Origin of the sequence: Burkholderia sp. Bp8991, assembly GCF_003853795.1 — a bacterium.
Lineage (GTDB): Bacteria > Pseudomonadota > Gammaproteobacteria > Burkholderiales > Burkholderiaceae > Burkholderia.
The window spans coordinates 92,918-119,018 of the sequence record NZ_QTQJ01000006.1 but is presented as its reverse complement, the minus strand read 5'-3'; the positions used below and the strand labels follow the sequence as shown (position 1 = coordinate 119,018).

Genomic DNA, 26,101 nt, shown 5'->3' with positions numbered 1-26,101 from the left:
CCCGCACAGAGCGGGGAAAGTTTTGTATAGTGCGCCGGTTGCTGACATCCGGTTCGCTCATGCCTTCTACTTTTTCCCGTTCGTTGCCGCTCGTTGCGCTGGCTGTCGCCCTGATCGTGCCGTACTCGATCACGAATCACACGTATCCGATTCCAACCTTCTATTCAGAATTTGCCGCGCTGGTGCTGTATCTGCTGGTGGGGCTCTCCGTCGTCCTGCTCGCGCGCACGGGCCGCCCGGCCGAGCCGTTCGCCGCGCCGGCCGCGTTCGTCGCGCCGCTCGGGTTCGCGGCGGTGCTGATCGCGCAGGTCGCGCTGATGCCGCTGAAGGTGCCGTCGATGAACTGGCTGGCGGTCGGCTATCTGGCCGCCGCGCTGGTCGCGATGCAGGCCGGCTACACGCTCGCGCGCGAGGGGCTCGCCGAAGCCGTCGCGCGAATGATGTCCGGCGCGCTGCTCGTCGGCGGGGTGTTCGCGGTCGCGAGCCAGATCGTTCAGCTGTTCCATCTCGAGTCCGCGGTGTCGCCGTTCGTCGTCGTGTACAACATCGCGGTCGATCGCCGCCCGTACGGCAACATGGCGCAGGCGAACCACCTGGCGACCTACATCGCGTTCGCGCTCGCGGGCGCGCTGTATCTGGCGCAGACGCGCCGGCTCGCGGCATGGGCGTGGCTCGCGCTGTCGATCGCGCTGTCGGTCGGGCTCGCGCTGACGGTGTCGCGCGGCCCGTGGCTGCAGGTCGCGGTGCTGGTCGTCGCGGGTTTCTGGATGGCATGGCTCGAGTCGCGCCGCGCGCCGGGCAACCGCCGCGCATGGCTGATGCCGGTCGCGCTCGCGGTGATCTTCGTCGCGGTGAACGTCGCGGTGCGCTGGGCCAACGTGCACTTCCACCTGGGGCTCGCCGAGTCGGCGGCCGACCGGATGCGCGACGCGGGGCAGATCGCGCCGCGCCTCGCGCTGTGGAAGTACGGGCTTGCGATGTTCCGCGAGCATCCGTTGCTCGGCGTCGGCTGGGGCGAATTCCCGTCGCATCAGTTCGCGCTCGTGCGTACGCTCGGCGGTGTCGAGATCGCGAACAACTCGCACGACATCTTCATCGACCTGCTCGCGAAGTCCGGCCTCGTCGGCCTCGGCGTGCTCGTCGTCGCGCTCGTCACATGGTTCGTGCGCGCGGTGCGCGCGCCGCAGTCGAGCACGCGCGTGTTCGGCCTCGCGCTGATCGGCATCCTGCTGATGCATGCGCTCGTCGAATATCCGCAGCAATACATGTTCTTCCTGCTGCCGGCGATGTTCGTGATCGGCCTGCTCGACGTGAAGCCGCTGCGTATCCTGCCGGGCCGCGTGGCGTTCGGGTTGTTCGCGGTGCTGTCGGTCGGCGGCGTGCTGGCGGCAGTGCCCGTGCTGCGCGACTACCAGCGCGCGGAAGTGCTGTACTACGGCAGCGAACCGGCCGCGCAGTACCGCGACGCGCCGTCGCTGCTGTTCGGCGCGTGGGGCGATTACGGCGCGGCCACGCTGCTGACGATTTCGCCGGACAACCTGCCGCTCAAGCTCGTCGCGCACGAGCGCGCGATCGCGCTGCTGCCCGGCGAGACGGTGCTGCGCCGCTATGCGGCGCTGCAGGCGCTGGCCGGCCGCGACGCCGACGCGCTCGATACGGTTGCGCGCCTGCATGTGTTCGCGAAGGAGTTGAAGGATTGGCCGCAGCAGCTTGGGTTGCTGTACAAGCTGTGCGACCAGCAGCCGGCGCTGAAGGCGTTCAAGGCGGCGGTGGTCGCGAAGTACGGAGAAGTCCCGGCCGACGCGGACGACGACGACTCGGACGACGATTCGGAGTGACGCCGCGCGGCGCCGGGCGGGGAATCCCGGCGTCGGTCGGATTGCGGTGGAGCAGGGGAGCGATGGCGGCCCGGGACGGTGCGGCGATTGCTTCCCGCGAAGAATGGATGCCGGCCGGATACGGCGCGATTCGCGTCAACCATTGTCAAATCGCCGCCACGCGCGAGGCGGCGCGTGCACAATGCGCGAAAGCGTTCGCGTGCATGGCCGCCCGGAGCGGGTTGCCGGCACGAACGCTGCCCCCGGATCTCCGGGAACCCGCGCAGCAGGATCGCGACCGGGCAACCGTCGGTCGTGCGGCCGCAACGGGGCGCCGGTCCGATGGCCGCGGCGCGGGGCGATGCACGCGATGCGGCCGGACGATGTCGGCCGGCGCGGCAATCGTCCGCAACAGTACTCAAGAACGATATTCGACCATGGCTCTTCGCTCGACCATCCTGATCCTGCCTGCCGTCGCCGTGCTGCTTTCCGGCTGCGCGATGCTGTCGTCGTCGCAGGAAAGCAAGCTGACCTGCCGCATTCCGCGCGCCGTCTACCCGGATGGCGCGAAGCCGCTCACGCGTCCCGTCACCGTGCTCGTGCGCGCGCTGATGACGACCTCGGGCGAAGCCCAGAACGTCACCGTGACGACCAGCAGCCGCAATGCCGCGGCAGACCGCGCGGCCGTCGACGCGATGACGCATGCGACCTGCGCGCAGACCGGCGCCACCGCGAATCCGTTCCTGCTCACGCAACCGTTCGTGTTCGAGCCGCGTCGCGGCGAGTGACGCGAGGCACCGTGGCCGCTGATGCGTGTGCGGCCAGGGCCGTCGTACGCGAGACAGTTCGCTGCGGCTCGCGATTGCGCAGCCGCAGCGAGGGCCGGCCACCGAGGCTTCCGGTGCGCGCTTCAGAAGGTCCGTTTCTTCAGCGTATAGGCATGCAGCCAGTACAGCGTGTTGGTCTGCGCGTCGAAGTAGCCGCCCTGTGCGGTCTTGTCGGTCGTTTTATTCCACGATTTGCCGGCGTCGGTGCTGCTGAACGTCAGGTCGACCGGTGCGCCGCCGCCGGTGCCGCCGCTTCCGGAGTTCGGATCGGTCGCATAGACGAGCAGGAGGCCGTTGCGACCGATGCTCATGCTGTCGAGCGTGAGCTTCTCGTCGAACGTGCGCAGTTGCTGCACGGCCTCGGGATGGTCGTTCGTCCACGTGGAAATGGCGCCCGTCCGGCGGCCGTTGTCGGGACCCTCGCCGTTTTGCGGCTTGTCGAGATGCGACAGCGTGTACAACGAATAACGTGACCCTGATCCCGGCGTGGGTGGCGTGGTGTCGAGCGCAGTGACGACCTGGCCTGGCAGCACGGTATCCGTCACGAATGCGTGCTGCCCCCAGTCGAGCCGATCGACCACGCTGTGACCCGGCGCTTCGGCAGTCTGTGCGACGTAGTAGGCGATCCGCAGAACCCCGTCCGGGCCGAGGCTGATTGCATTGAAATCCTGGCGCGTGTCGCTGCCGCTGTGGGCATCGGCCGGCACGTCGATCGCCTGCCACGTGTTTCCGCCGTCCGCGGTCCGCCATATGCGGGGGCCCCAGCCGGCCGCGTAGCCACGCTGCGGATCGAGAAAGAGCAGGCGGCCGATGTTCCGGTTTTCGGGCCATTGAAGTTGCGACCATGTCTGGCCGCCATTGCTCGATTTCCACAGCCTGGTGGTTTGCGGCGCGTCGCCGCCGTGCGCCTCGGGAGCCTTGTAGTTCATCCATGACGTGCTGATGAACTGAACGGTCCAGTCCGGCGAGTACCACCAGGCGGCCTCCTGGCCAACCTGCTGGAAATGGCGCTTCATCCCGCCGTCGATCGTGCCGCGGAAGAAGCTGATCGTCATGCGGTTCAGCAACTCGCCGGTGTCGTTCATCCATGCTTCGGTCGGCTCGGGCCGCTGCGGCTCGTTCGATTCGGCCTGCGGCTTGAACGTCACTTCGGGATTGGCGAGCTTGACGCTCATCACGTCGTTGCCCTTGATGCGGAAGTTGCCGCCGCCATACGGCGCGTCGTCCCGCATGAAGCTTGTCGAAATCGTCTCCCAGCCCGTCGTCATATTTACGTACCCGTATGTTGCAATGGCCAGGGCAACGAGGCCACCGGCGATCCATTTCCAGCGCTTGTGTTTTCGCATGTCACTTTTTCAGCAAACGTTCGAGCGCGCGATTAACTTCGTCGGCCGCATCCGAACCCCACTCGCGTGCCTTGTCGGCGGCGTCCGAACCCCACTCGCGCGCCTTGTCGGTGGCGTCCGAGCCCCACTCGCGGGCTTTGTCGACCGCGTCCTTGCTCCATTCGCGCGCCTTTGCCTTGGCGACGGGAATGCCCGCGTCGATTGCCTGTTTGCGCGTGCGCCCGTCGGCCCATTCCTCGATGTTCGGCCGCCTGCCGATCTTGATGAGATCCGAGACCGGCAGGCCGGCCAGCCCTCCGTCCAGATACGCCAATGGGTGAGTGACAAAGGCGAAGGTCTTGAACGTATCTCCGCCCTTGTCCAGTTCCAGTTCGTATCGCTTCACCTGCATCGAGAGCTTGCCGTTTCCCGGTTTCGCGCTATTGAATGCGATCTGGTTTCCCTGCATGTTCTGATACAGCCCGATCTCGATGTATTTCTGAAGCCACCAGCGCGCGTTATCCAGCCATTTCTTTCCTTTTATCGTGAGGGCGGGATAGAGATTGGCGCCGTAATCCGAGCAATAGTAGTAGCCGTAACTCACATAGTAATCGGGCGGCTTATGCCCGCACCCGATATGGCGCATCATGAAATTACCGTGGCGGGACCAGTCCGAATCGGTGCTTTTCGGTTTGATCAGTTCCTCTCGCCGATGCAGCAGTTCATGGACGACTTTCTTGTCTTTCCACGGATCCCATGACGTTGCGAATTTCTTCACGGTCTCCCATGCGCTCGACACGCTGACCTTCTCTACCGTTTCCCAGTATTCGCCGTGAAGCGGCAGGTAGTAGAACGGGCAAGTACCAACGATGGAATCCGCCGCCGGCGTCACATGCTTGTCGCAGATATTGATCGCCACCTTCGGCCGATCCTTGTACCCCGTCGGCGTCAGCATCCCCGCGCCGGTACCCAGCACGTTGTCCTTCTGTTGCACGTCAGCCATTCGATTTCCCCAAGAACTTGACGACGACGTCGTGCGGCACGTGGCTCTGCGTGAGCCCGGTCTCGCCTGCCGCGTTGGTGACGCCTTCCGAGATCAGCGTGCCGTTCGAGAACATCTGGTATCGCGTATTCGCGACCGGAATGTCGGTGCCGGCCCAGTGCGCGATGAACGCCTGGTCGTAGTTGCCGCTCGAGTTCGGCAGCGTCGGCATGGTTTGCGACAGGTGCGTGGGGCCGTTGAACAGGTGCTGCGCACCCTTGATGTCGATCTTGCCGGGCGCGTGCACCTCGATGTTGCCGTCCGCGATGCGGATGTAGGCGCCGCCGGAAGTCAGCAGGATTTCTTTCGCTGCCGCGCCTTCGATCGACTGCGTGGCCGCCACCAGTTTCAGCGCCTTCTGCGCGGTCAGTTCGATGTTGTCCGCCTGCGCCTGGATTTCCACCTTGCCCTTGCCGGCGAACAGCTTCATGCCTGCGTTCTGCGCGAACAGGCTGATCCGGTCGAGGACGCTCGCGATCAGCGACTTGCCGGCCGCGACGTGCGTGCTTTGTCCGCTGACGAGGTTGACGTGCCGGTCCGCGGCGAACTGCACGGACTGCTGCGTCGACAGCGCGATGCCGGCCGGGCTGCCGAACAGCATCACGGGCTCCTTGAACGCGTTGGCCGTGCCGGTGCCGCCGCCGGCGGTCCTGCCGCCCGCGGTGCTGCCGCTCACGCTGTTCTGCGTCGCATCGCTGAACTGCTTCAGCGCCGTGTGGCCGGGGTCGAGCGACTCCCCCTGATGCTGCGCGCTGACCTCCGACATCGTTTCCATCAGGCCTTCCGCGCGGACGAGCTGCTGTTGCGTTTCCTTCACGTCGAGCGGCTGGCTTGCCGGCTGCTTCGGGTGCGTCGTGACGTACAGCCCGCGGTTCGCGCGCACCGCGCCGTATGCATCCGAGCGCAGGTCGAAGCCGCTGCCGAGATAGCCGCCGCGATCGTTGCCCGTGTGGTCGATCAGGTAGCCCAGGTGCAGGTGCGTGTTGGCCTGGCTGCTGTACAGGTGTACGCGGTTCTGCGACGTCGCGTCGTCGAGCACCAGCTGGTTGTAGCCGGCACCCGCATATTCCTTCGACCGGTAACCGGACAGGATGCCGTTGCTGTGCCATTGCGGGCTCGTCGCACCGTTGTAGACCTTGCCGACGATGATCGGACGATCGCAGTCGCCGCCGAGGAAGTCGACCAGCACTTCCTCGCCGCTGCGATGCGGATGAACGGCGCCATAGCCGTTTCCGGAATCCGATGCCGTGGCACGCAGCCAGCACGACGCCTTCTCGTCGCCGTCGTTCAGGCGATCCCAATGGAATCGGACCTTGACCCGGTTGAGCGCGTCGGTGTGGACTTCTTCGCCCTGCGGTGCGACGACGATCGCGGATTGCAGATGCATCGGCGGTTTCGCGTGCTCGAATGGGCTGCGGAACGGCACCGTCGTGCGCTGCGCCTCGATGCTGACCTGGAAAATACCCTCGCTGCCGTCCGGATGCCGGACGTACGACAGGTCCGCACCGCCGGCCCGCACGAGCTCGCCGATGTCGGCCTGCAGGCTGTGCGGGAACCCGGCCTGTCGGTCGGCGACGGGCAGGTTGTTGGCGATCAGCCAGGCCGTCTCGATCACCGCGAAGCGGCGCTGGCCCGCGTCGTCCTTGTCGTGTTCGGGGTGATCGGCGAGCTCGAACGTGCGTCCCGCATCCATGCGCCGGACGCCGCCGATGCCGTGAAAACGCTTCGCAAGCGACTCCTGCTGCTCCATCCAGAGCTTCGACAGATGGTCGCCGCGAGACTGTTCGGGGTACGTGTAGGCGCCGGTGTATTCGTAGACTTCGAGCTGCTGCGGCAGGTCGCCCTGGTTCGCGATCGTCGGCAGATGAGTCGCCTTCGGATTCGACGCGGTGGGCGGCTGCTTGTAGTCGAACGTGCGCGTCGTACGCTCGACGCTGCGCAGCGTGCGCGTGCCGGAGAACTGGACGAGCGTGTCGGCCTCGTCGCGTGCGCCGGCGTGATGAAAGCGCACGGTCGGCGGCGACAGCGCGGGCAGCGCGTCGATCCGGTCGACGACGACGAGCGTGTGCGACTTGCCGTCTTGCGCCTGCTCCCAGAAACCGTACAGGCCTTCCGATTCCAGCAGGCGGTGCACGAAGTTCCAGTCGTCCTCGTATTGCATGCAGAACGAGCGGGACGGCAGCGGCTGGTAGAGCCTGAAGTCGAAGCAGCCCCTGGCTTGCGGGTGCTGGTTCAGGACGTCGGCGATGATCTCGTCGGCGGGTTTGTCCTGCCAGATGCGCTGGTCGCGGCGGAACTTCAGGAAGTGCAGGAACGACGCGAAGACGATCTGGTAGTGCGTGAGGCCGCTGTCCGACCCGAGCCGGCGGGCAGCATGCACATACCCGTGGTGCGGAGCGTACGACTTGTCGGCCTGCTGGATCCGCAGCGTGACGGGCTGCGCGATCAGCTTCTTGAGTTCGATGTCGTCGGACACCGACACGGCGTCGACGGTGAACTCGAAATGACGCCCGAGCCGGGAGCGTCCCTTGACGCGATGGGGCAGCAGGACGTCAGGGCCGAGCGGCGTCTCTAGCTGGACGAGTCGTTCGTCCTGGATCGGCCCGGCCAGCCGTGCGTTTCTCAATGCTTGCGAATTCATCACCCGTGCTCGCTTTTTTTGTGCTGGGTCGCACGCTCTCCCGTGCGGAATCCGCCAATTGTATGAGATAAACGCCAGCTATCTCGAATTTGCCTTTCAACGACATTTCAAATGCGGTCGGCGCGTCGGCCTGACGGGGCAGGGCGTGCACGTCATCCGGTCGGGCAATGGTCGGGCGTGGGTGGTTCAGGCCGGATCGACCAGGCCCGGGCCGCTCAGCCCGCGACATCCTCCGCCTTCCAGTCCCCCGACTTCCCGCCGCGCTTCTCCCTGACGCTCACCTCGGTGATCACCATCCCGCGATCCACCGCCTTGCACATGTCGTACACGGTGAGCAACCCGACCTGCACGGCCGTCAGCGCTTCCATCTCGACGCCGGTCCGCCCGAACGTCTCGACCTGCGCGACGCAGTGCACGCCCGGCAGCGCATCGTCGAGTTCGAAGTCGACGGCCACGCGCGTCAGCGCGAGCGGGTGACACAGCGGAATGAGGTCGGCGGTGCGCTTCGCGCCCTGGATCGCGGCGATCCGCGCGACGCCGAGCACGTCGCCTTTCTTCGCCTTGCCGTCGCGGATCAGCGCGAAGGTCGCCGGCAGCATCCGGATCGTGCCGCGCGCGATCGCGATGCGTTGCGTTTCCTGCTTGCCGCCGACGTCGACCATGTGGGCGTGGCCGGCAGCGTCGAAATGGGTCAGTCCTGACATGTCTTGCTCCAGTGGAACGGCGTGCGCGCGCGCGAGCACGTCACCCGATCCTGCTTCGTGACCGGTTGGGGCGCCGAATCCCTCTCTGCACCCCGATCCGATCCAACGTTTCAACGGGCGCCTATCATAGCAGTGGCCTTCGCGGCGCCGGGCGCGCAGATGGCGCACTTGCCGCACGGGACAGTTGCGATGTCGCCGGTACAATGACCCGAATATTCAGACCACACGCCGCAATGCGCGCCCGGCGCGCGGTGCGGCGTCGCTTTCATCCTGCCATGCGTGTCAAACAGTTGCTTGCCGTGTTGCTGTCGGCGGCGCTCGTGCTGCCGCCGAGCGGCCATGCACAGCGCACCTCCGCGCTGCCGCTCGAGCCGGCGACCGGCGCCTCGCCGTCGATCTCCACGGTGCCGTCGGGCATCGCGACCGGCGTGTTCGGCACCTACGGCGGCGCGGAAAGCCGGTTTGCCGGCGCCGACGGCGCGTCCGCGCCCGGCGCGAGCCTGCGCGCGCCGCTGCGCACGCTGGAGCTGCCCGACCTCGGCGACGGCTCCGGCGGTTCGCTCACGCCGCAGGCCGAACGCCGTCTCGGCGAGCGCGTGATGCGCGAGGTGCGACGCGATCCGGACTATCTCGACGACTGGCTCGCACGCGATTACCTGAACGCGATCGCGAAGCGGCTCGCGGCGGCTGCGGCGGCGCGCTACATCGGCGGCTACATGCCGGACTTCGAACTGTTCCCGGTGCGCGATCCGCAGATCAACGCGTTCTCGATGCCGGGCGGCTTCATCGGCATCAACAGCGGGCTGGTCGTCACGACGCAGACGGAATCCGAACTCGCATCGGTGGTCGGCCACGAGATGGGCCACGTGCTGCAGCGGCACATCGCGCGGATGATCGGCGCGAACGAGAAGACCGGCTACACGGCGCTCGCGACGATGCTGCTCGGCGTGCTGGCAGGCGTGCTCGCGCGCAGCGGCGATCTCGGCAGCGCGATCGCGATGGGCGGGCAGGCCTATGCGGTCGACAACCAGCTGCGCTTCTCGCGGTCGGCCGAGCGCGAAGCCGACCGCGTCGGGTTCCAGCTGCTCGCCGGTGCCGGCTACGACCCGTACGGGATGCCGGGCTTCTTCGAACGGCTCGAGCGCACGTCGATGGGCGACGCGGGCGTGCCGGCCTATGCGCGCACGCACCCGCTGACGGGCGAGCGGATCGCCGACATGGAGGATCGCGCACGCCGCGCGCCGTATCGGCAGCCGCACCAGTCGGCCGAATATGGCTTCGTGCGCGCGCGGTTGCGCATTCTGCAGAACCGCGCGCCGAACGACATCGCGGCCGAGGTGCGCCGGATGCAGCTCGAGCTCGACGATCGGACGGCACCGAACGTCGCGGCGAACGCGTACGGGATCGCGCTCGCGAACACGCTGCTCGGCCAGTACGATGCGGCCGACAAGGCGCTCGCGTCGGCGCGCGCCGCGTTCGACGCGCGCGAGCGGCGCGCGGACGATCCGGCGACGAGTTCGCCGAGCCTCGACGTGCTTGCGGCCGACATCGCCCGCCGCGCGGGACGGACCGACGACGCGGTGCGGCTCGCGGCGCTCGCGCAGCGGCGCTGGCCGGCGTCGCATGCGGCGATCGTCGCGCACCTGCAGGCGCTGATCGCCGCACGCCGCTTCGCCGACGCACAGGCGCTCGCGCGCACCCAGGCGCAGGCGGACCCCGAGCAGCCGGACTGGTGGGATTACCTCGCGAAGGCGAGCGACGGCCGTGGCGACGTGCTCGCGCGGCGCCGCGCGCTCGCGGAGAAGCTGGCGCTCGACGGCGCGTGGCCGTCGGCGATTCGCCAGCTGAAGGAGGCGCGCGACGCGAAGGACGTGTCGTTCTACGACCAGTCGATCATCGGCGCGCGGCTGCTGGAATTCGAGGCGCGCTACAAGGAAGAGCGCGAGGACGAGAAGAACGGCCGCGGATGACGGCCGTCAGACGGGCAGGGCGCTTGCGCTTCAGCTTCCGGTGCTGCCGCCGTTCGGCGCGCCCGACGTATCGTGCGCCCGCTGCGCGGGACTCGCGACGAAGCCGAACGTCGCCGGCACGTCGGCACGGGCGAGACTGCCGAGCGGCAGCGTGCGCCCGTCGCGCCAGCGCAGCACGGGCGGCGTCGCGTCGAAGTCCGCGTGATCGGCGAACAGGCCGAGGTCGTGGTCGTGCAACGCCGCGATGCGCGGCGGCGTGCCGGGCGCGCGCAACAGCACGCCGCCCGCATCGTCGAGCCACGCGGCGTCCGGCTCGAACGGCGCGCCGGTCTGGTCGGCCAGCGTGAGCTGCCCGTCGCGCTCGGCCAGGCGCACGACCCACGGCGTATAGGCGAGCTCGACGTACACGCGTTGCGGCCCGTTCTGGAAGAACCACTGGCCGTGCGCATCGCATTCGTAGTTGCGCCCGATGAACGCGTTCAGCGCCGCATGCCGGACCGGCGAGCCGAGCTCGCCGGCGGCCTGCGCGGCGTCGTCGCGCAGCCGCCATTCGCCGCGCCGGTCGAGCAGCAGCCAGCCGGTGCAGTGCGGCACGTTCGGCCACTTGGCGAGGGCCTGCCTGACGATGTCATCCATGGTCGACGAATTTCGAGCAATAGCCGAACACCCGCGCCGACAGCCAGTCGAGGCGGCCGGGGAACGGCCCGGTCATGAATCCCGCATGGCCGCCGTCCGCCGGCTGGTCGAGCTCGACGGCCGGCGACACGTCGGCGGCACTCGGCAGCGCGGATTCGGGCAGGAACGGATCGTTGCGGGCGTTGAGGATCAAGGTGGGCACGTCGATCGCGGGCAGCAGCGGGCGCGTCGTGGCCTGGGTCCAGTAGTCGTCGGCGTCGGCGAAGCCGTGCAGCGGTGCGGTCACGACTTCGTCGAAGTCGCGCATCGTCACGGCCCGCAGCATCGCGTCGCGGTCGAACAGCCCCGGATACTGGTCGAGCTTCGCGAGCGCCTTGCGTTTCAGCGTCTTCAGGAAGCTGCGCGTATAGACCATCGCGAAGCCCTGCGACAGCGCGCGGCCGCCCGCGTGCACGTCGATCGGCGTCGAGATCGCGGCGGCCGCGTGCACGATCGACGTGTCGCTGCGGTGCTCGCCGAGCCAGCGCAGCAGCACGTTGCCGCCGAGCGACACGCCGGCCGCGACGATCGGCCCGCGATGCCGCGCGGCGAGCCGGCGCAGGATCCAGTCGACCTCGGCGCTGTCGGCGAGATGGTAGAAGCGCGGCTGCCGGTTGAGTTCGCCGCTGCAGCTGCGAAAGTGCGGGACGACGGCGTGCCAGCCCTTCGCGCGCGCGGCGGCCATCATTGCCAGCGCGTAGTGCGAGCCGGAACTGCCTTCGAGGCCGTGGAACAGCACGAACAGCGGCGCGTCGGGCGGCGGCGCGGCACTGTCGAGATGCGCGACCCAGTCGAGATCGATGAAGTCGTGGTCGGGGGTTTCCCATCGCTCGCGTCGGTACGCGACCGCCGGACGCCGTGCGAACAGCGCGGGCACGATGGTTTGGGCATGGCTGTTCGGCAGCCAGCGCGGTGCGCGATAGCGCAGTGAATCGTCGTCGGGGGCCGGGGCCCCTGTCAGCGGCGAGGTGGGCGGAGAAGCCGTACTCATGATCGCCCCGCTAATGCGTTGCTTCGTTCTTCGTCAGTGCAGCGGACCCTGCCCGTGACGGATCTTCGCGGCGAATTGTCCGGCCGCTTGTTCGGGAATCGGGCTCGCGTGAATATGCGCGATGCGCCACTCGCCGCGTTCGTGAATCATCACGTACGTGGCGAAAACCATGTCGGGTTCGGCCGTCAGGTCGGCCTGCTGATGCGCTTCGGCGATCGTGTAGACGACGGTGCCGAGGCTGTCGTATACGCGGATGTCGAGCGGTTCGATCGTCACGGGGCGCGTCGCGAGCCGGTTGGCCAGCCCGCTGCGGATCTGGTCGAGGCCGTGCAGATGCTCGCCGTCGGCCCAGACGCAGCTGGCGAAGTCCTCGTCGATCCACAACCCCAGCAGCGCGTCGAGATTGGCATCGGCGACGGCCTGGTAGTAGGCGTTCAGCGTATCGGCAGCGGCTTCGAAAAGGCGGGCAAAACGTGGCATCGGGGTTATCTCTCGCGCGCGTCGCGCGCCGTATTCAGCACGGCGGCCCGGATGGAGCCGCCGTACACCGGTGAATCGGATTGCCCGGCGCGTCGTGCGACGCTGCCGGCCAGGGTCAGCGCTGCCCGACGAGCATGCCGCGCAAATCGCCGAATACCTGCTCGGGACCGAGTTCGCGCAGGCACTTCAGATGGCCGAGCGGGCACTCGCGTTCGAAGCAGGGACTGCATTCGAGATGCAGCCATTGTACCTTCGCCAGGTCAGACAGCGGAGGAGTGTGGCGCGGATCGGTCGATCCGTACAGCGCGACGAGCGGCCGGCGCAACGCGGCCGCGACGTGCATCAGCCCCGAATCGTTGGTCACGACCGCGTTCGCGCGCGCGATCAGCGCACATGCCTCGGACAGCGACGTCTGCCCGCACAGGTTGCGCACGTTCGGCGCGTGGTCGGCGATCGCCTGCGCGGCGGCGGCGTCCTTCTGCGAGCCGAGTGCGACGATCTGCGTGTACGGGAACGACTGGTGGACGATCGTCGCGAGCGTCGCGAAATGTTCGGGCGGCCAGCGCTTGGCCGGGCCGTATTCCGCGCCCGGGCAGAACACGACGAGCGGCTTGCGCGTATCGAGATTGAAACGCGCGGACACGCGCGCCGTCTCGTTCAGGTCGGCGTCGAGGCGCGGCGCGGGCAGCGTCTTCATCGACTCGGGCAGCTTCGCGCCCGGCGCATACGCGAGCGCCGCGTAGTGGGTCGTCATCGGCGCTCGCTCGGCCGATTTGTCCGGGTTCGCGTGCCGCACGTTCAGCAGGCCGTAGCGATGCTCGCCCGTGTAGCCGATCCGCAGCGGGATGTTCGCGAGCCACGGGATCACCGCGGACTTCAGCGAATTCGGCAGCACGTACGCCGCGTCGTAGCCGACGTCGCGCAGGTCGCTCGCGAGCTGCCAGCGGCGCAGCAGCTGCAGCTTGCCGTGCGCGAGGTCGGTCGCGTAGACATCGTGGATCTCGGGCATCCGCTCGAGCACGGGCGCGACCCAGGTGGGCGCGACGGCATCGATCGCGATGCGGGGATGGAGCTTCTTCAGCAGCGCAAAAAGCGGCTGCGCCATCAATGCGTCACCGATCCAGTTCGGTGCGATAACCAGCGCTCGACGCATCAGGTCGACTTCCGATGTCGTAATGAAGCACGGCGCACAGGCACCGCGTTCGGGTTGTCAGAACAGGAAAAGGGCGGCGCGCCGGGATTCCGGCTGCGCCGCCTTGCGTGCGGCGGGCCCGCGGGCCCGGCCGGCCGGGGCTCAGTGGCCCTTGACCACCTCGCCGTCGCGCAGCTTGTAGCGCGTGCCGCAGTACGGGCAGCGCGCCTCGCCGTGCGAGACGTCGATGAACACGCGCGGGTGCGCGCTCCAGCGCGCCATGGCCGGGTTCGGGCAGTAGGCGGGGAGATCCTTGGCCGTCAGCTCGACCAGCGGCATTTCCTTGATTTCGCTCATGAGACTTTCTCTTATCACTCTTTTGTGGGGCGGTCGGTGGCGCAGCGCACTCAGACCTTCGTCAGCCAGTGCGCGTACTTCGCGTTCTTGCCCGACACGATATCGAAAAACGCCGACTGGAGCTTTTCCGTGACCGGGCCGCGCGCGCCGCTGCCGATCGTGCGGTTGTCGAGTTCGCGGATCGGCGTGACTTCGGCGGCCGTGCCCGTGAAGAACGCCTCGTCGGCCGTGTAGACCTCGTCGCGCGTGATGCGCTTCTCGATCACCTCGATGCCGGCGTCCTTCGCGAGCGTGATGACCGTGTCGCGCGTGATGCCGTCGAGGCACGACGACAGGTCGGGCGTGTACAGCTTGCCGTTGTTCACCAGGAAGAAGTTCTCGCCGGAGCCTTCCGACACGTAGCCGTCGACGTCGAGCAGCAGCGCTTCGTCGTAGCCGTCGGCGGTCGCTTCCTGGTTCGCGAGGATCGAGTTCACGTACCAGCCCGACGCCTTCGCGCGCACCATCGACACGTTCACGTGGTGGCGCGTGAACGACGACGTCTTCACGCGGATGCCCTTCGCGAGGCCTTCCTCGCCGAGGTACGCGCCCCACGGCCATGCGGCGATCGCGACGTGGATCGTGTTGCCCTTCGCCGACACGCCGAGCTTTTCCGAGCCGACCCAGATGATCGGGCGCAGGTAGCACGACTCGAGCTTGTTCTCGCGCACGACTTCGAGCTGCGCGGCTTCGAGCGTTTCCCGGTCGAACGGCACGTCCATCTGGAAGATCTTCGCCGAATTCAGCAGACGTTTGGTGTGCTCGCGCAGACGGAAGATCGCGGTGCTGCCGTCGGCCGTCTTGTACGCACGCACGCCCTCGAAGACGCCCATGCCGTAGTGCAGCGTATGGGTCAGGACGTGGATCTTGGCGTCGCGCCAGTCGATCAGCTTGCCGTCCATCCAGATCTTGCCGTCGCGGTCGGCCATTGACATAGGATTCTCCTGGAAGCGGTGAGGTGCTGCGGGTTGTGTGCAGCGTTGAGCCGGAAAGACGCATATTTTAGCGTCATTTGGCGTCGAGCCGGTCGGTCGGCCGAGGGCCGGGGCTATAATCGTCCGGCACCGATTCCAATGACGACGGGCCGTGCCGGCGGGAGACGCCGGAGCCCGGACGAACCGCCCGCTGCGGCCCGCTTTCCCATGCTCGCTCGATTGTCCGCCACCGACCGCTTCGCGCTGATCCAGGGCGCGCGCGACTATTCCCCGACCCTGATGGCGATCCTGTCCTGGGGGCTCGTCACCGGCGTCGCGATGAGCAAGTCGGTGATGACGCTCGGGCAGGCGAGCGCGATGTCGATCTTCGTCTACGCGGGCTCGTCGCAGCTCGCGGTGCTGCCGCTCCTCGTCGCGAAGCTGCCGATCTGGACGATCCTGCTCACGGCCACGATGGTCAACCTGCGCTTCGTGATCTTCAGCGCCGGGCTTGCTCCCCATTTTTCCTACCTGCCGCTGTGGCGGCGCCTCGCGATCGGCTATTTCAACGGCGACGTGATCTACCTGCTGTTCCAGAAACAGGGCTTCGCGAACGGCCACGTGCCGGGCAAGGAGGCGTATTTCTGGGGGATGGCGCTCGCGAGCTGGGCGTCGTGGCAGGCGTCGTCGCTCGCCGGCATCCTGCTCGCGAGCTTCGTTCCCGCGAGCTGGGGGCTGGAGCTGGCCGGCACGCTCGCGCTGATCCCGATCATGGTGTCGGCGGTCGCGAACCGCTCGACGCTCGCGGCCGTCGCGGTCGCCGGCATCGTGTCGCTCGTCGCGTTCGACCTGCCGTACCGGCTCGCGCTGCCGATCGCGGTGCTGGCCGCGCTCGCGGCGGGCAGCATGGCCGATTTCTTCGTCGAACGGGCCGACTGGCGGCGCATCCGTACCGAAACCGTGCACGAGAAGGAGATCGAATGAGCGCGACCGAGATCTGGATCGTCATCGTCGGGATGACGGTCGTCACGGCCGTCACGCGCGCGCTGTTCCTGCTCGGCGGCGAACGCACCGTGCTGCCCGAGCGCGCCCAGCGCGCGCTGCGCTACGCGCCGGCCGCCGCGCTCGTCGCGGTCGTGCTGCCCGACGTGCTCGAAACGCCGGCCGGGCTGTCGTTCGCGCTGTCCAATCACCCGTTCTACGCGGCGCTCGCCGGCCTCGGCTGGTTCTTGTGGCGGCGCAGCATGCTCGGTACGATCGTCATCGGGATGCTCGTCTTCACCGTGCTGCGCCTGATCTTCTGACGAATCGCCGCGCCGGCCGGCCGGGGCCGGCCGCTGGCGCGCGCGCATTGCTGCGTTGCGGCAATGTGTCGATGGCCACGCGCGATCCCAAATAGGCGGAATTCGCCGCCGCACGGGTCAGTCTGCCGGATGGATCGGCTAGAATGCCCGTTCGAGATTTTTTACCCGTGCGCGTCATGCGAACCGCCAGCCACGGCCGCATCCGGCGCCCTTTCGCGGCAGCCCGCGCACGTCCAGCGTGAACCCCCTTTCCCCATCCACTACTTCAATCTGTTCAACATGAGCCAAGTCAAGCGTCTTACCGACCTGATCGCCGCCGGCCAGCTCGCCGGCAAGCGGGTGTTCATCCGCGCCGACCTGAACGTCCCGCAGGACGATCAAGGCAACATCACCGAAGACACGCGCGTGCGCGCGTCCGTGCCGGCCATCCAGGCCGCGCTCGACGCCGGCGCGGCCGTGATGGTCACGTCGCACCTCGGTCGTCCGACCGAAGGCGAATTCAAGCCGGAAGACTCGCTCGCGCCGGTCGCGAAGCGACTCGCCGAACTGCTCGGCCGCGACGTGCCGCTCGTCTCGAACTGGGTCGAGAACGGCGTGACCGTCGCGCCGGGCCAGGTCGTGCTGCTCGAGAACTGCCGCGTGAACAAGGGCGAGAAGAAGAATTCGGACGAGCTCGCCCAGAAGATGGCGAAGCTCTGCGACGTGTACGTGAACGACGCGTTCGGCACCGCGCACCGCGCGGAAGCGACCACCCACGGGATCGCGAAGTACGCGCCCGTCGCGTGCGCGGGCCCGCTGCTGGCCGCCGAACTCGACGCGCTCGGCAAGGCGCTCGGCAATCCGGCGCGTCCGCTGGTCGCGATCGTCGCCGGTTCCAAGGTGTCGACCAAGCTGACCATTCTCAAGTCGCTGGCCGGCAAGGTCGACCAGCTGATCGTCGGCGGCGGCATCGCGAACACGTTCATGCTCGCGGCCGGCCTGTCGATCGGCAAGTCGCTCGCGGAAGCCGATCTCGTCGCCGAGGCGAAGGCGATCATCGACGAGGCGCGCGAGCGCGGCGCGTCGGTGCCGATCCCGAGCGACGTCGTCACCGCCAAGGAATTCTCGCCGACGGCAGCAGCCACGGTGAAGCAGGTCGCCGACATCGAAGCGGACGACATGATCCTCGACATCGGCCCGGATACGGCCCGCGCGCTCGCCAGCCAGCTCGAGAAGGCCGGCACGATCGTGTGGAATGGCCCGGTCGGCGTGTTCGAGTTCGACCAGTTCGGCAACGGCACCAAGACGCTCGCCGAAGCGATCGCCAAATCGTCCGCGTTCTCGATCGCGGGCGGCGGCGACACGCTCGCGGCCATCGCGAAGTACGGCATCCACGACCAGGTCAGCTACATCTCGACGGGCGGCGGCGCCTTCCTCGAGTTCCTCGAGGGGAAGAAGCTGCCGGCCGTGGAAGTGCTCGAAACGCGGGCGGCCTGAGCGTGGTGGCGCGCGCAGGGGTGACGAAGGCCGTGCGCTCCGCGAAAGCGGAGCAGCCGGCCGGCGCGGGCAAGCGCAAACGCGCGCCCGCGCGGGCGAACTCCACCCCGCGCGCACCGGCGGCCGCCGGCGACGCGGCCATGCAGCACCACGAGATTCAGAACAAAGCGATGCCGGGCGCAAGCACCGGCACGCCCCCCGGAACGGCCGCCGCTGGGCTCGCCGATTCCGGCTCTCGCAGCGTTTCACCCAGCGCATCCACCTTGATCCAGATGAGGAGTTTCATGCAGCGCGCCACCAAGATAGTCGCCACGATCGGCCCGGCTTCCAGTTCGCCGGAGATTCTGCTGCAGATGATGCAGGCGGGCCTCGACGTCGTGCGGCTCAATTTTTCGCACGGCACGGCCGACGATCACCGCCAGCGCGCCGAGATGGTGCGCGAGGCCGCCCGCAGGGTCGGCCGCGAGATCGCGATCATGGCCGACCTCCAGGGCCCGAAGATCCGCGTCGGCAAGTTCGAGAACGGCAAGACGACGCTCGTGCCGGGCCAGGCCTTCATCCTCGACGCGGGCTGCGAGCTCGGCAACGACGAGCGGGTCGGCCTCGACTACAAGGAACTGCCGCGCGACCTGAAGCCGGGCGACCTGCTGCTGCTGAACGACGGCCTGATCGTGCTGACCGTCGAGCGCGTGCTCGGCGACGAGATTCACACGATCGTCAAGGTGGGCGGCGAGCTGTCGAACAACAAGGGGATCAACCGCCAGGGCGGCGGCCTGTCGGCGCCCGCGCTGACCGCGAAGGACATGGAAGACATCCGCACGGCGATGTCGCTCGGCGCGGATCTCGTCGCGGTGTCGTTCCCGAAGAACGCGACCGACATGGAAATGGCGCGCCAGCTCGCGAACATCGCGGGCGCGCCGTACGGCATCAAGCCGAAGATGATCGCGAAGATCGAGCGCGCGGAGGCGATTCCGGCGCTGCAGAGCATCCTCGACGCGTCCGACGGCATCATGGTCGCGCGCGGTGACCTCGCGGTGGAGGTCGGCAACGCGGCCGTGCCGGCGCTGCAGAAGCGCATGATCCGGATGGCGCGCGAGTCGAACAAGCTCGTGATCACCGCGACGCAGATGATGGAATCGATGATCCACGCGCCCGTGCCGACCCGCGCGGAAGTGTCGGACGTCGCGAACGCGGTGCTCGACGGTACCGACGCGGTGATGCTGTCGGCCGAGACGGCCGCCGGCAAGTACCCGGTCGTCACGATCGAGACGATGGCGGCCGTGTGCGTCGAGGCGGAAAAGTCGGAACACGTCGAACTCGACAAGGATTTCCTCGACCGCACGTTCACGCGAATCGACCAGTCGATCGCGATGGGCGCGTTGTTTACCGCCTATCACCTGGGTGCGAAGGCGATCGTCGCGCTGACCGAATCGGGCGCGACCGCGCTGTGGATGTCGCGTCACTACACGCACGTGCCGATCTTCGCGCTGACGCCGCGCGTCGGCAGCGAGCGCACGATGGCGCTGTACCGCAACGTGACGCCGCTGCACGTCGACTTCAACAGCGACCGCGACTCGGCGCTGCAGGCGGCGCTCGAGATCGTCGTCAAGCAGGGCTACGTCCAGCACGGCGACATGGTCGTGCTGACCGTCGGCGAGCCGATGGGGCAGGCGGGCGGCACCAACACGCTGAAGATCGTGCGGGTCGGCGAACATTATTGAGCGCCGGCGTGCACCGGGCCGGTCCGTCGACCGGTCCGACGGCCGCCCGAACTGATCGGGCACCGTTTATTCGACGAAAGCCGCGTGGGGTTCGATGCCCCGCGCGGCTTTTTTTCTGTTTTTTGGCCGCATTGTGCCGTGCGAAGGTAACAAAATGCGAGTACGCGCCACCGGGCGGTCGGAATCGGAGGCGCTTCGCGATAAAATGCGGCTATTCGACGCTCAGCCGCGCCGTGCCGCCCCGGATTCGACGGGGAGCGAGCGCCGCGCCGGCGTCAGGGCGCACCGGTTTTCATTCCAAGGAGTTCCACAATGCCTCTCGTATCAATGCGTCAATTGCTGGACCACGCGGCAGAGCACGGTTACGGCCTGCCGGCCTTCAACGTGAACAACCTGGAGCAGGTCCAGGCGATCATGGCGGCAGCGGACCAGGTCGGCGCGCCCGTGATCATGCAGGCATCGGCCGGTGCGCGTAAGTACGCGGGCGAGCCGTTCCTGCGCCACCTGATCGAAGCGGCGGTCGAGTCGTATCCGCACATCCCGGTCGTGATGCACCAGGATCACGGCCAGTCGCCGGCGGTCTGCACGGCCGCGATCCGCAGCGGTTTCACCAGCGTGATGATGGACGGTTCGCTCGAAGCCGACGGCAAGACGGTCGCCTCGTACGAATACAACGTCGACGTGTCGCGCAAGGTCGTCGAGATGGCGCACTCGATCGGCGTGACGGTCGAAGCCGAACTCGGCGTGCTCGGCTCGCTCGAGACGATGAAGGGCGACAAGGAAGACGGCCACGGCGCGGAAGGCACGATGACCCGCGAGCAGCTGCTGACCGATCCGGAGCAGGCCGCCGACTTCGTGAAGCTCACGCAGTGCGACGCGCTCGCGATCGCGATCGGTACCTCGCACGGCGCGTACAAGTTCTCGAAGAAGCCGACGGGCGACATCCTGTCGATCCAGCGCATCAAGGAAATCCACGCACGCATCCCGAACACGCACCTCGTGATGCACGGTTCGTCGTCGGTGCCGCAGGAACTGCTGGCCGAGATCCGCGAATTCGGCGGCGACATGAAGGAAACCTACGGCGTGCCGGTCGAGGAAATCCAGGAAGGCATCAAGCACGGCGTGCGCAAGATCAACATCGACACCGACCTGCGTCTCGCGATCACCGGCGCGATCCGCCGCTACCTGTTCGAGAACCCGGGCAAGTTCGATCCGCGCGACTACCTGAAGCCCGCGCGCGAAGCGGCGAAGCAGGTCTGCGTCGACCGCTACCTCGCGTTCGGCTGCGAAGGCCAGGCCGCGAAGATCAAGCCGGTGTCGCTCGACAAGATCGCCGAACAGTACAAGTCCGGCGCGCTCGCGCAGGTCGTGCGCTGAGACTGTAGTACGATTGCCCCGCCCGGTTTCGCGCCGGGCCGGGGCTGACTGCCTTGGGGCCGGATCGGATCCGGCTCCGGCAGCCGTTCCGTCCGGCCGAACAAGGGCCGGCCGGCAACCGACGGGCGTGATCTCCCGGCGGTTCGCCGACGCATTGCAAGACCGCCGTTCCCGCCTGCCGCGGGGAACGGCGTTTCCCTTTTTGTTTGGCTCCTTATCTGCGAAAAGACGATGTCTACCCTTTACGAATCCACGCTCCGCTCGCTGCCGCTCCTCGGTCGCGGCAAGGTCCGCGACAACTACGCGGTCGGCAACGACAAGCTCCTGATCGTCACGACCGATCGCCTGTCGGCATTCGACGTGATCATGGGCGAGCCGATTCCGAACAAGGGCCGCGTGCTGAACCAGATGGCGAACTTCTGGTTCGACAAGCTCGCGCACATCGTGCCGAACCACCTGACGGGCGACGCGCCGGAAGCGGTCGTCGCGGCCGACGAGGTCGAGCAGGTCAAGGGCCGCGCCGTGGTCGTCAAGCGCCTCGAGCCGATCATGATCGAGGCGGTCGTGCGCGGCTACCTGGCCGGCAGCGGCTGGAAGGAATACCAGGCGTCGGGCGCCGTGTGCGGCGTCAAGCTGCCGGAAGGCCTGCAGAACGCGCAGAAGCTGCCCGAGCCGATCTTCACGCCGGCCGCGAAGGCCGAGCTCGGCGAGCACGACGAGAACATCACGTTCGAGGAAACCGAGCGCCGCATCGGCACCGAGCTGGCCGCGACGATCCGCGACATCTCGATCCGCCTGTACAAGGAAGCAGCCGACTACGCGGCGACGCGCGGCATCATCATCGCCGACACGAAGTTCGAATTCGGCCTCGACAACCACGGCAAGCTGTACCTGATGGACGAAGTGCTGACGGCCGATTCGTCGCGCTTCTGGCCGGCCGACCAGTACCAGGTCGGCACCAACCCGCCGTCGTTCGACAAGCAGTTCGTGCGCGACTGGCTCGAGGCGCAGCCGTGGGGCAAGACCGCGCCGGCACCGGCATTGCCGGCCGACGTCGTCGAGAAGACGGCCGCGAAGTACCAGGAAGCGCTCGAGCGCATCACCGGCCAGCCGCTCGCCTGAACGAAGGAACGCACGAAATGAGTGAAGTCCAGACTGCCCACACGCACAGCGCGCCGCTCGTCGGCGTGCTGATGGGTTCGAGTTCCGACTGGGACGTGATGAAGAACGCGGTCGCGATCCTGCAGGAATTCGGCGTGCCGTACGAAGCGAAGGTCGTGTCCGCGCACCGGATGCCCGACGAGATGTTCGACTACGCGGAGAAGGCGCGCGAGCGCGGGCTGCGCGCGATCATCGCGGGCGCCGGCGGTGCCGCGCACCTGCCCGGCATGCTGGCCGCGAAAACCACGGTGCCGGTGCTCGGCGTGCCGGTCGCGAGCAAGTACCTGAAGGGCGTCGATTCGCTGCACTCGATCGTGCAGATGCCGAAGGGCGTGCCGGTCGCGACGTTCGCGATCGGCGAGGCCGGCGCCGCGAATGCCGCGCTGTTCGCGGTGTCGATCCTGTCCGGCAACTCGGTCGACTACGCGAACCGGCTCGCCGCGTTCCGCGTGCGCCAGAACGAAGCCGCGCACGCGATGGTGCTGCCGCCGCTCGCGTGACGGCGCACCGGCGGCCGCACTGCGATGCCAGCGGCCGCCTGATCCTCCCCACTGCGGCGGGCGTTGCCCGCTGCGACCGACCACTGACATGACCGCAACTCCTGATTCCGTTTCCCCGATCCTGCCCGGCGCGTGGCTGGGCATGGTCGGCGGCGGCCAGCTCGGCCGCATGTTCTGCTTTGCCGCCCAGTCGATGGGCTATCGCGTCGCCGTGCTCGATCCCGATCCGACGAGCCCCGCCGGCGCGGTCGCCGACCGTCACCTGCGCGCGGCCTACGACGACGAAGCCGCGCTCGCCGAACTGGCCGAACTGTGCGATGCCGTGTCGACGGAATTCGAGAACGTGCCGGCCGCGAGCCTCGATTTCCTCGCGCGCACGACGTTCGTCGCGCCGGCCGGCCGCTGCGTCGCGGTCGCACAGGACCGGATCGCGGAGAAGCGTTTCATCGAGGCGTCGGGCGTGCCGGTCGCGCCGCACGTCGTGATCGAATCGGCGGCGGCACTCGCAGCGCTCGACGATGCCGCGCTCGACGCGGTGCTGCCGGGCATCCTGAAGACGGCGCGCCTCGGCTACGACGGCAAGGGCCAGGTGCGCGTGAGCACCGCGCGGGAAGCGCGCGACGCGCATGCGTCGCTCGGCGGCGTGCCGTGCGTGCTCGAGAAGCGCCTGCCGCTGAAATACGAAGTGTCCGCGCTGATCGCGCGCGGCGCGGACGGCCGCTCGGCCGCGTTCCCGCTCGCGCAGAACGTGCATCACAATGGCATCCTCGCGCTGACGGTCGTGCCGGCGCCGGCCGCCGATGCCGCGCGCGTCGAGGAGGCGCAGCAGGCAGCCGTGCGGATCGCCGATACGCTCGGCTACGTCGGCGTGCTGTGCGTCGAATTCTTCGTGCTGGAAGACGGCTCGTTCGTCGCGAACGAAATGGCGCCGCGCCCGCACAACTCCGGCCACTACACGGTCGATGCGTGCGCAACGAGCCAGTTCGAGCAGCAGGTGCGCGCGATGACGCGCATGCCGCTCGGCAACCCGCGCCAGCATTCGCCCGCCGCGATGCTGAACATCCTCGGCGACGTGTGGTTTCCGAACGGTGCGGCCGAGGCCGTCACGCCGCCGTGGGACACGGTCGCCGCGATGCCGGCCGCGCACCTGCACCTGTACGGCAAGGAAGAAGCGCGCGTCGGCCGCAAGATGGGTCATGTGAACTTCACGGCCGAGACGCGCGACGACGCGGTTGCCGCGGCCACCGCGTGCGCGCAGCTGCTGCGCGTGCCGCTCGACTGAGGCACCGGCCGATGTCCATCGATCTCCCGAACACCGTGACGCCCGCGCAGATCGACGCGGCTGCCGCGCTGCTCGACGCGGGGCAACTCGTCGCATTCCCGACCGAAACCGTGTACGGGCTCGGCGGCGACGCGGCGAATCCCGAGGCCGTCGCGCGCATCTATGCGGCGAAAGGGCGGCCGGCGAACCATCCGGTGATCGTGCATCTGCCGCCCGGCGGCGACCCGGGCTACTGGGCCGACGACCTGCCGGCCGATGCGCAGGCGCTGATCGATGCATTCTGGCCGGGCCCGCTGACGCTGATCCTGAAGCGTCATGCGCGCATTCCGGATGCCGTGAGCGGCGGCCAGGATTCGGTCGGCCTGCGCTGTCCGTCGCATCCGGTCGCGCAGGCGCTGCTGGCCGCATTCAGCGCGCGGCGCGGCGGCCACGGCGGCGTCGCCGCGCCGTCCGCGAACCGCTTCGGCCACGTGAGCCCGACCACCGCTCAACATGTGCGCGAAGAATTCGGCGACACCGTGCACGTGCTCGACGGCGGTCCGTCGGAAGTCGGCATCGAATCGACGATCCTCGACCTGTCGCGCGGTTTTCCGGCGCTGCTGCGCCCGGGCCACGTGACGCCGCAGCAGATCGCCGACGTGCTCGGCCGCGCGCCGCGCCTGCCCGACGGCAGCGATGCGACCGCGCCGCGCGCGTCCGGCACGCTGAAGGCGCATTACGCGCCGCGCACGCCGCTCGCGCTGCTGCCGTTCGACGCGCTCGAGCCGCTGCTCGCGGCCGCGCAGACCGACGGCGAACGCGTCGCGCTCGTCGCGCGCGCGTCGCGCGCGGGACGCTGGGCGCAGGCCGACGGCGTGCATTTCGTCGCGGCGCCGGAAGATCCGCAGGCATATGCGCGCGATCTGTACGGGATGCTGCGCGCGCTCGATCGTGCGCAGGTCGCCCGCATTCTCGTCGAGAAGCTGCCCGAGACCGTCGAGTGGATCGCGGTCAACGATCGTCTCGGTCGTGCGGCCGCGGCGTTCGAAGCGCGCGACTGACGCGGCTTTCCGACGCCGTCCGCTCCGGAATGAAACAACGCCCGACCGGCGAACCGGTCGGGCGTTATTGTTTGCGCGCGTGGCGGGCGGCTTATTTGCCGACGCCCGAAGCCGCGATCTGCTTCTCCACGAACTGTGCGAACAGCGCGTGCAGGCGCGTCGTCGGGTGGACCGTGTCGGCGAACATGTAGGTCTGGTCCGCGTTCGGGACCGTGTAGGTCTGCGGCGAGCAGAACAGCGACGAGCCGAATGCGGTCGCGTTCGCGACGCCGTACTGCGTCGCGGCCGCGACCATCGCCTTCAGGTTGCACGCGGTGTCGGTGTTCGACACGCTGAAGCCGTTCGCCTGGTAGTTGGCCGCGATGCCGTCCTGCCACGTGAACGTGTCGAGCAACGCGACCTTCGTCGTGTCGACCTTCAGCGCAGCCAGCGTGCCGGCGAGCGTCTGGTTGAACAGCCCCGACAGTTGCGTGAACGCGGCCTGCGTCTGCGCGCCGCCCTGCAGCGCGAGCGGCGTGCCGCCGATGTCCGGCACGTTCGACACGTACACGTGCGCCGCGCCCGCCGCGACGATCTGCTGGACGATCCCGCCGAGCTGCTGCGCGGCCAGGCCGATCGCCTGCGCCGCCGCGAGTTGCGCGGCCGGCGTGTTGCCTTGCGCCTGCGCGACCTGCGCCTGGTAGAAGATGTCGTTCGCGCCGCCGTTGACCAGCACGATCTGGCCGGCGTTGAAGCTGCCGTGCTGCGTCAGGTACTGCTTGACCTGATCGGCGATCGGCGTCGTGGTCGCCTGCGCGTAGTCGGCGTTCGGCACGCTCGCGTCCGCGTGGCCGATGCCCGGCTGCAGCGTCACGCGCGAGCCGCCCTGTGCATAGCCGAGGCCGCCCGTCGCCTGCAGCGGAATGCCGAAGCCGCCCTGGTTCGCGGGCTGCAGCGTGTCGCCGTAGTACTGCGCGACATCCTGGGTCCACACCTGGCCGGGGTTGGTCGTGAAGCGGCCGCCGCCGAAGCCGAGCTTGATCTGCGAGTAGGTGCCGGCGTCCGACAGGCTGTCGCCGAACGACACGATCTGCATCTTCACGCCGGACGGCGGCGTGTTCGACGCGCTGCTGCTGTTGTTGTCGTCACCGCCGCCGCATGCGGCGAGCAAGGCGAGCGCGGCGCCCGCGATCGCGACTTGCGCGGTGCGCAGCAGGCGTTGGCGGTTGCGCGACGGAGTGTGTTGTCGTGACTGCATCGATGGATCTCCTCGTAGATATGGCCTGATGTATTGTGCATCTGCCGCGCGTCTCCTCCGGTACTGGCTGCGCGGCGGCCGTTGGCTGA

At 68.1% G+C, this 26,101-nt stretch carries 24 protein-coding genes; 12 read left to right on the top strand and 12 right to left on the bottom strand.

All coding sequences use genetic code 11. From position 1 onward, the window contains the following. Positions 1–59: 59 nt before the first annotated feature. Positions 60–1,838, top strand: a complete 1,779-nt coding sequence (locus DIE02_RS09075) for a Wzy polymerase domain-containing protein (RefSeq protein WP_124486919.1) — start codon at positions 60–62, stop codon at positions 1,836–1,838. 416 nt (positions 1,839–2,254) lie between these two features. Continuing rightward, complete coding sequence (locus DIE02_RS09070) at positions 2,255–2,605, top strand: TonB family protein (protein WP_124487000.1); 351 nt, start codon at positions 2,255–2,257, stop codon at positions 2,603–2,605. Between the two features lie 122 nt (positions 2,606–2,727). Here the strand turns inward: DIE02_RS09070 and DIE02_RS09065 are convergent, their stop codons facing one another. The 4 genes from DIE02_RS09065 to moaC all read right to left on the bottom strand — a co-directional run bounded on the left by DIE02_RS09065 (position 2,728) and on the right by moaC (position 8,356). Beyond that, entirely contained in the window at positions 2,728–3,912 is a 1,185-nt protein-coding gene (locus tag DIE02_RS09065; RefSeq protein WP_124486920.1) for a glycosyl hydrolase, read from the bottom strand. A 79-nt stretch (positions 3,913–3,991) separates the two neighbouring features. After that, the gene (locus DIE02_RS09060) at positions 3,992–4,972 is read right to left on the bottom strand and encodes a hypothetical protein (RefSeq protein WP_044844515.1); all 981 of its coding nucleotides are present in this window, start codon (positions 4,970–4,972) and stop codon (positions 3,992–3,994) included. Beyond that, complete coding sequence (locus DIE02_RS09055; protein WP_124486921.1) at positions 4,965–7,652, bottom strand: type VI secretion system Vgr family protein; 2,688 nt, start codon at positions 7,650–7,652, stop codon at positions 4,965–4,967. Before DIE02_RS09055 ends, DIE02_RS09060 begins: the two co-directional genes overlap by 8 nt. A gap of 215 nt (positions 7,653–7,867) precedes the next feature. Then, positions 7,868–8,356, bottom strand: coding sequence for a cyclic pyranopterin monophosphate synthase MoaC (gene moaC / locus DIE02_RS09050; RefSeq protein WP_044844513.1), 489 nt, complete (start codon positions 8,354–8,356; stop codon positions 7,868–7,870). 275 nt (positions 8,357–8,631) lie between these two features. Between moaC and DIE02_RS09045 the strand changes: the two genes are divergently transcribed. Further along, positions 8,632–10,326 carry a M48 family metalloprotease gene (locus DIE02_RS09045; RefSeq protein WP_124486922.1) on the top strand — a complete coding sequence of 565 codons (1,695 nt, stop codon included), beginning with the start codon at positions 8,632–8,634 and terminating at the stop codon, positions 10,324–10,326. Positions 10,327–10,356: 30 nt separating this feature from the next. Here DIE02_RS09045 and DIE02_RS09040 read toward each other — a convergent pair whose 3' ends face one another. The 6 genes from DIE02_RS09040 to DIE02_RS09015 form a co-directional block, all read right to left on the bottom strand. Continuing rightward, on the bottom strand, positions 10,357–10,962 hold the full coding sequence (locus DIE02_RS09040) for a DUF2946 family protein (protein ID WP_044844511.1): 606 nt from the start codon (positions 10,960–10,962) through the stop codon (positions 10,357–10,359). After that, the gene (locus DIE02_RS09035) at positions 10,955–11,992 is read right to left on the bottom strand and encodes a hydrolase (protein WP_044844510.1); all 1,038 of its coding nucleotides are present in this window, start codon (positions 11,990–11,992) and stop codon (positions 10,955–10,957) included. The genes DIE02_RS09040 and DIE02_RS09035 overlap by 8 nt, the downstream gene beginning before the upstream one ends. A gap of 33 nt (positions 11,993–12,025) precedes the next feature. Further along, positions 12,026–12,472 (bottom strand): nuclear transport factor 2 family protein, encoded by a 447-nt coding sequence (locus tag DIE02_RS09030; protein WP_006749968.1) that lies wholly within the window; start codon positions 12,470–12,472, stop codon positions 12,026–12,028. A 115-nt stretch (positions 12,473–12,587) separates the two neighbouring features. After that, positions 12,588–13,625 carry a lipopolysaccharide heptosyltransferase II gene (waaF, locus tag DIE02_RS09025; RefSeq protein WP_044844509.1) on the bottom strand — a complete coding sequence of 346 codons (1,038 nt, stop codon included), beginning with the start codon at positions 13,623–13,625 and terminating at the stop codon, positions 12,588–12,590. A 141-nt stretch (positions 13,626–13,766) separates the two neighbouring features. Beyond that, on the bottom strand, positions 13,767–13,961 hold the full coding sequence (locus DIE02_RS09020) for a zinc-finger domain-containing protein (RefSeq protein WP_006749970.1): 195 nt from the start codon (positions 13,959–13,961) through the stop codon (positions 13,767–13,769). A 50-nt stretch (positions 13,962–14,011) separates the two neighbouring features. Next, positions 14,012–14,935 carry a branched-chain amino acid transaminase gene (locus DIE02_RS09015; protein WP_047898927.1) on the bottom strand — a complete coding sequence of 308 codons (924 nt, stop codon included), beginning with the start codon at positions 14,933–14,935 and terminating at the stop codon, positions 14,012–14,014. 207 nt (positions 14,936–15,142) lie between these two features. Between DIE02_RS09015 and DIE02_RS09010 the strand changes: the two genes are divergently transcribed. From DIE02_RS09010 to DIE02_RS09000, 3 genes are all read left to right on the top strand, one after another. Further along, the gene (locus DIE02_RS09010; RefSeq protein WP_124486923.1) at positions 15,143–15,898 is read left to right on the top strand and encodes an AzlC family ABC transporter permease; all 756 of its coding nucleotides are present in this window, start codon (positions 15,143–15,145) and stop codon (positions 15,896–15,898) included. Continuing rightward, positions 15,895–16,218 carry an AzlD domain-containing protein gene (locus DIE02_RS09005; RefSeq protein WP_124486924.1) on the top strand — a complete coding sequence of 108 codons (324 nt, stop codon included), beginning with the start codon at positions 15,895–15,897 and terminating at the stop codon, positions 16,216–16,218. Before DIE02_RS09010 ends, DIE02_RS09005 begins: the two co-directional genes overlap by 4 nt. Before the next feature lie 279 nt (positions 16,219–16,497). Next, positions 16,498–17,694: a phosphoglycerate kinase gene (locus tag DIE02_RS09000; protein ID WP_124486925.1), complete on the top strand. Its 1,197-nt coding sequence runs from the start codon at positions 16,498–16,500 to the stop codon at positions 17,692–17,694. Between the two features lie 157 nt (positions 17,695–17,851). Here DIE02_RS09000 and DIE02_RS35940 read toward each other — a convergent pair whose 3' ends face one another. Next, a complete protein-coding gene (locus DIE02_RS35940; protein ID WP_257773798.1) occupies positions 17,852–17,980 on the bottom strand; it encodes a hypothetical protein in 129 nt (42 codons plus the stop codon). On the opposite strand from DIE02_RS35940, the gene pyk reads away from it, so the two are divergent. The 6 genes from pyk (at position 17,979) to DIE02_RS08970 (ending at position 24,775) form a co-directional block, all read left to right on the top strand. Further along, the gene (gene pyk, locus DIE02_RS08995) at positions 17,979–19,415 is read left to right on the top strand and encodes a pyruvate kinase (RefSeq protein WP_044844504.1); all 1,437 of its coding nucleotides are present in this window, start codon (positions 17,979–17,981) and stop codon (positions 19,413–19,415) included. The genes DIE02_RS35940 and pyk overlap by 2 nt on opposite strands. A 312-nt stretch (positions 19,416–19,727) precedes the next feature. Next, positions 19,728–20,792: a class II fructose-bisphosphate aldolase gene (fba, locus tag DIE02_RS08990; protein ID WP_044844503.1), complete on the top strand. Its 1,065-nt coding sequence runs from the start codon at positions 19,728–19,730 to the stop codon at positions 20,790–20,792. Between the two features lie 231 nt (positions 20,793–21,023). Beyond that, the gene (locus tag DIE02_RS08985; RefSeq protein ID WP_044844502.1) at positions 21,024–21,914 is read left to right on the top strand and encodes a phosphoribosylaminoimidazolesuccinocarboxamide synthase; all 891 of its coding nucleotides are present in this window, start codon (positions 21,024–21,026) and stop codon (positions 21,912–21,914) included. Positions 21,915–21,931: 17 nt separating this feature from the next. Then, complete coding sequence (purE, locus tag DIE02_RS08980) at positions 21,932–22,453, top strand: 5-(carboxyamino)imidazole ribonucleotide mutase (RefSeq protein ID WP_044844501.1); 522 nt, start codon at positions 21,932–21,934, stop codon at positions 22,451–22,453. An 88-nt stretch (positions 22,454–22,541) separates the two neighbouring features. After that, entirely contained in the window at positions 22,542–23,735 is a 1,194-nt protein-coding gene (locus tag DIE02_RS08975) for a 5-(carboxyamino)imidazole ribonucleotide synthase (protein WP_044844500.1), read from the top strand. 11 nt (positions 23,736–23,746) lie between these two features. Further along, positions 23,747–24,775 carry an L-threonylcarbamoyladenylate synthase gene (locus DIE02_RS08970; protein WP_044844499.1) on the top strand — a complete coding sequence of 343 codons (1,029 nt, stop codon included), beginning with the start codon at positions 23,747–23,749 and terminating at the stop codon, positions 24,773–24,775. Between the two features lie 91 nt (positions 24,776–24,866). On the opposite strand, the gene DIE02_RS08965 is transcribed toward DIE02_RS08970, so the two are convergent. Further along, a complete protein-coding gene (locus DIE02_RS08965) occupies positions 24,867–26,012 on the bottom strand; it encodes an SGNH/GDSL hydrolase family protein (RefSeq protein ID WP_124486926.1) in 1,146 nt (381 codons plus the stop codon). Positions 26,013–26,101: the final 89 nt, after the last annotated feature.

Coding starts and splice junctions, on each gene's coding strand:
- DIE02_RS09030 (WP_006749968.1), bottom strand. CDS start 12,472: ATGCCACGTTTTGCCCGCCTTTTCGAAGCCGCTGCCGATACGCTGAAC.
- DIE02_RS08965 (WP_124486926.1), bottom strand. CDS start 26,012: ATGCAGTCACGACAACACACTCCGTCGCGCAACCGCCAACGCCTGCTG.
- DIE02_RS09045 (WP_124486922.1), top strand. CDS start 8,632: ATGCGTGTCAAACAGTTGCTTGCCGTGTTGCTGTCGGCGGCGCTCGTG.
- DIE02_RS09070 (WP_124487000.1), top strand. CDS start 2,255: ATGGCTCTTCGCTCGACCATCCTGATCCTGCCTGCCGTCGCCGTGCTG.
- DIE02_RS09020 (WP_006749970.1), bottom strand. CDS start 13,961: ATGAGCGAAATCAAGGAAATGCCGCTGGTCGAGCTGACGGCCAAGGAT.
- DIE02_RS08970 (WP_044844499.1), top strand. CDS start 23,747: ATGTCCATCGATCTCCCGAACACCGTGACGCCCGCGCAGATCGACGCG.
- purE (WP_044844501.1), top strand. CDS start 21,932: ATGAGTGAAGTCCAGACTGCCCACACGCACAGCGCGCCGCTCGTCGGC.
- DIE02_RS09015 (WP_047898927.1), bottom strand. CDS start 14,935: ATGTCAATGGCCGACCGCGACGGCAAGATCTGGATGGACGGCAAGCTG.
- moaC (WP_044844513.1), bottom strand. CDS start 8,356: ATGTCAGGACTGACCCATTTCGACGCTGCCGGCCACGCCCACATGGTC.
- DIE02_RS09040 (WP_044844511.1), bottom strand. CDS start 10,962: ATGGATGACATCGTCAGGCAGGCCCTCGCCAAGTGGCCGAACGTGCCG.
- DIE02_RS35940 (WP_257773798.1), bottom strand. CDS start 17,980: ATGAAACTCCTCATCTGGATCAAGGTGGATGCGCTGGGTGAAACGCTG.
- waaF (WP_044844509.1), bottom strand. CDS start 13,625: ATGCGTCGAGCGCTGGTTATCGCACCGAACTGGATCGGTGACGCATTG.
- DIE02_RS09035 (WP_044844510.1), bottom strand. CDS start 11,992: ATGAGTACGGCTTCTCCGCCCACCTCGCCGCTGACAGGGGCCCCGGCC.
- DIE02_RS09010 (WP_124486923.1), top strand. CDS start 15,143: ATGCTCGCTCGATTGTCCGCCACCGACCGCTTCGCGCTGATCCAGGGC.
- DIE02_RS08985 (WP_044844502.1), top strand. CDS start 21,024: ATGTCTACCCTTTACGAATCCACGCTCCGCTCGCTGCCGCTCCTCGGT.
- DIE02_RS09065 (WP_124486920.1), bottom strand. CDS start 3,912: ATGACGACGGGCTGGGAGACGATTTCGACAAGCTTCATGCGGGACGAC.
- fba (WP_044844503.1), top strand. CDS start 19,728: ATGCCTCTCGTATCAATGCGTCAATTGCTGGACCACGCGGCAGAGCAC.
- DIE02_RS09000 (WP_124486925.1), top strand. CDS start 16,498: ATGAGCCAAGTCAAGCGTCTTACCGACCTGATCGCCGCCGGCCAGCTC.
- pyk (WP_044844504.1), top strand. CDS start 17,979: ATGCAGCGCGCCACCAAGATAGTCGCCACGATCGGCCCGGCTTCCAGT.
- DIE02_RS09075 (WP_124486919.1), top strand. CDS start 60: ATGCCTTCTACTTTTTCCCGTTCGTTGCCGCTCGTTGCGCTGGCTGTC.
- DIE02_RS08975 (WP_044844500.1), top strand. CDS start 22,542: ATGACCGCAACTCCTGATTCCGTTTCCCCGATCCTGCCCGGCGCGTGG.
- DIE02_RS09055 (WP_124486921.1), bottom strand. CDS start 7,652: ATGAATTCGCAAGCATTGAGAAACGCACGGCTGGCCGGGCCGATCCAG.
- DIE02_RS09005 (WP_124486924.1), top strand. CDS start 15,895: ATGAGCGCGACCGAGATCTGGATCGTCATCGTCGGGATGACGGTCGTC.
- DIE02_RS09060 (WP_044844515.1), bottom strand. CDS start 4,972: ATGGCTGACGTGCAACAGAAGGACAACGTGCTGGGTACCGGCGCGGGG.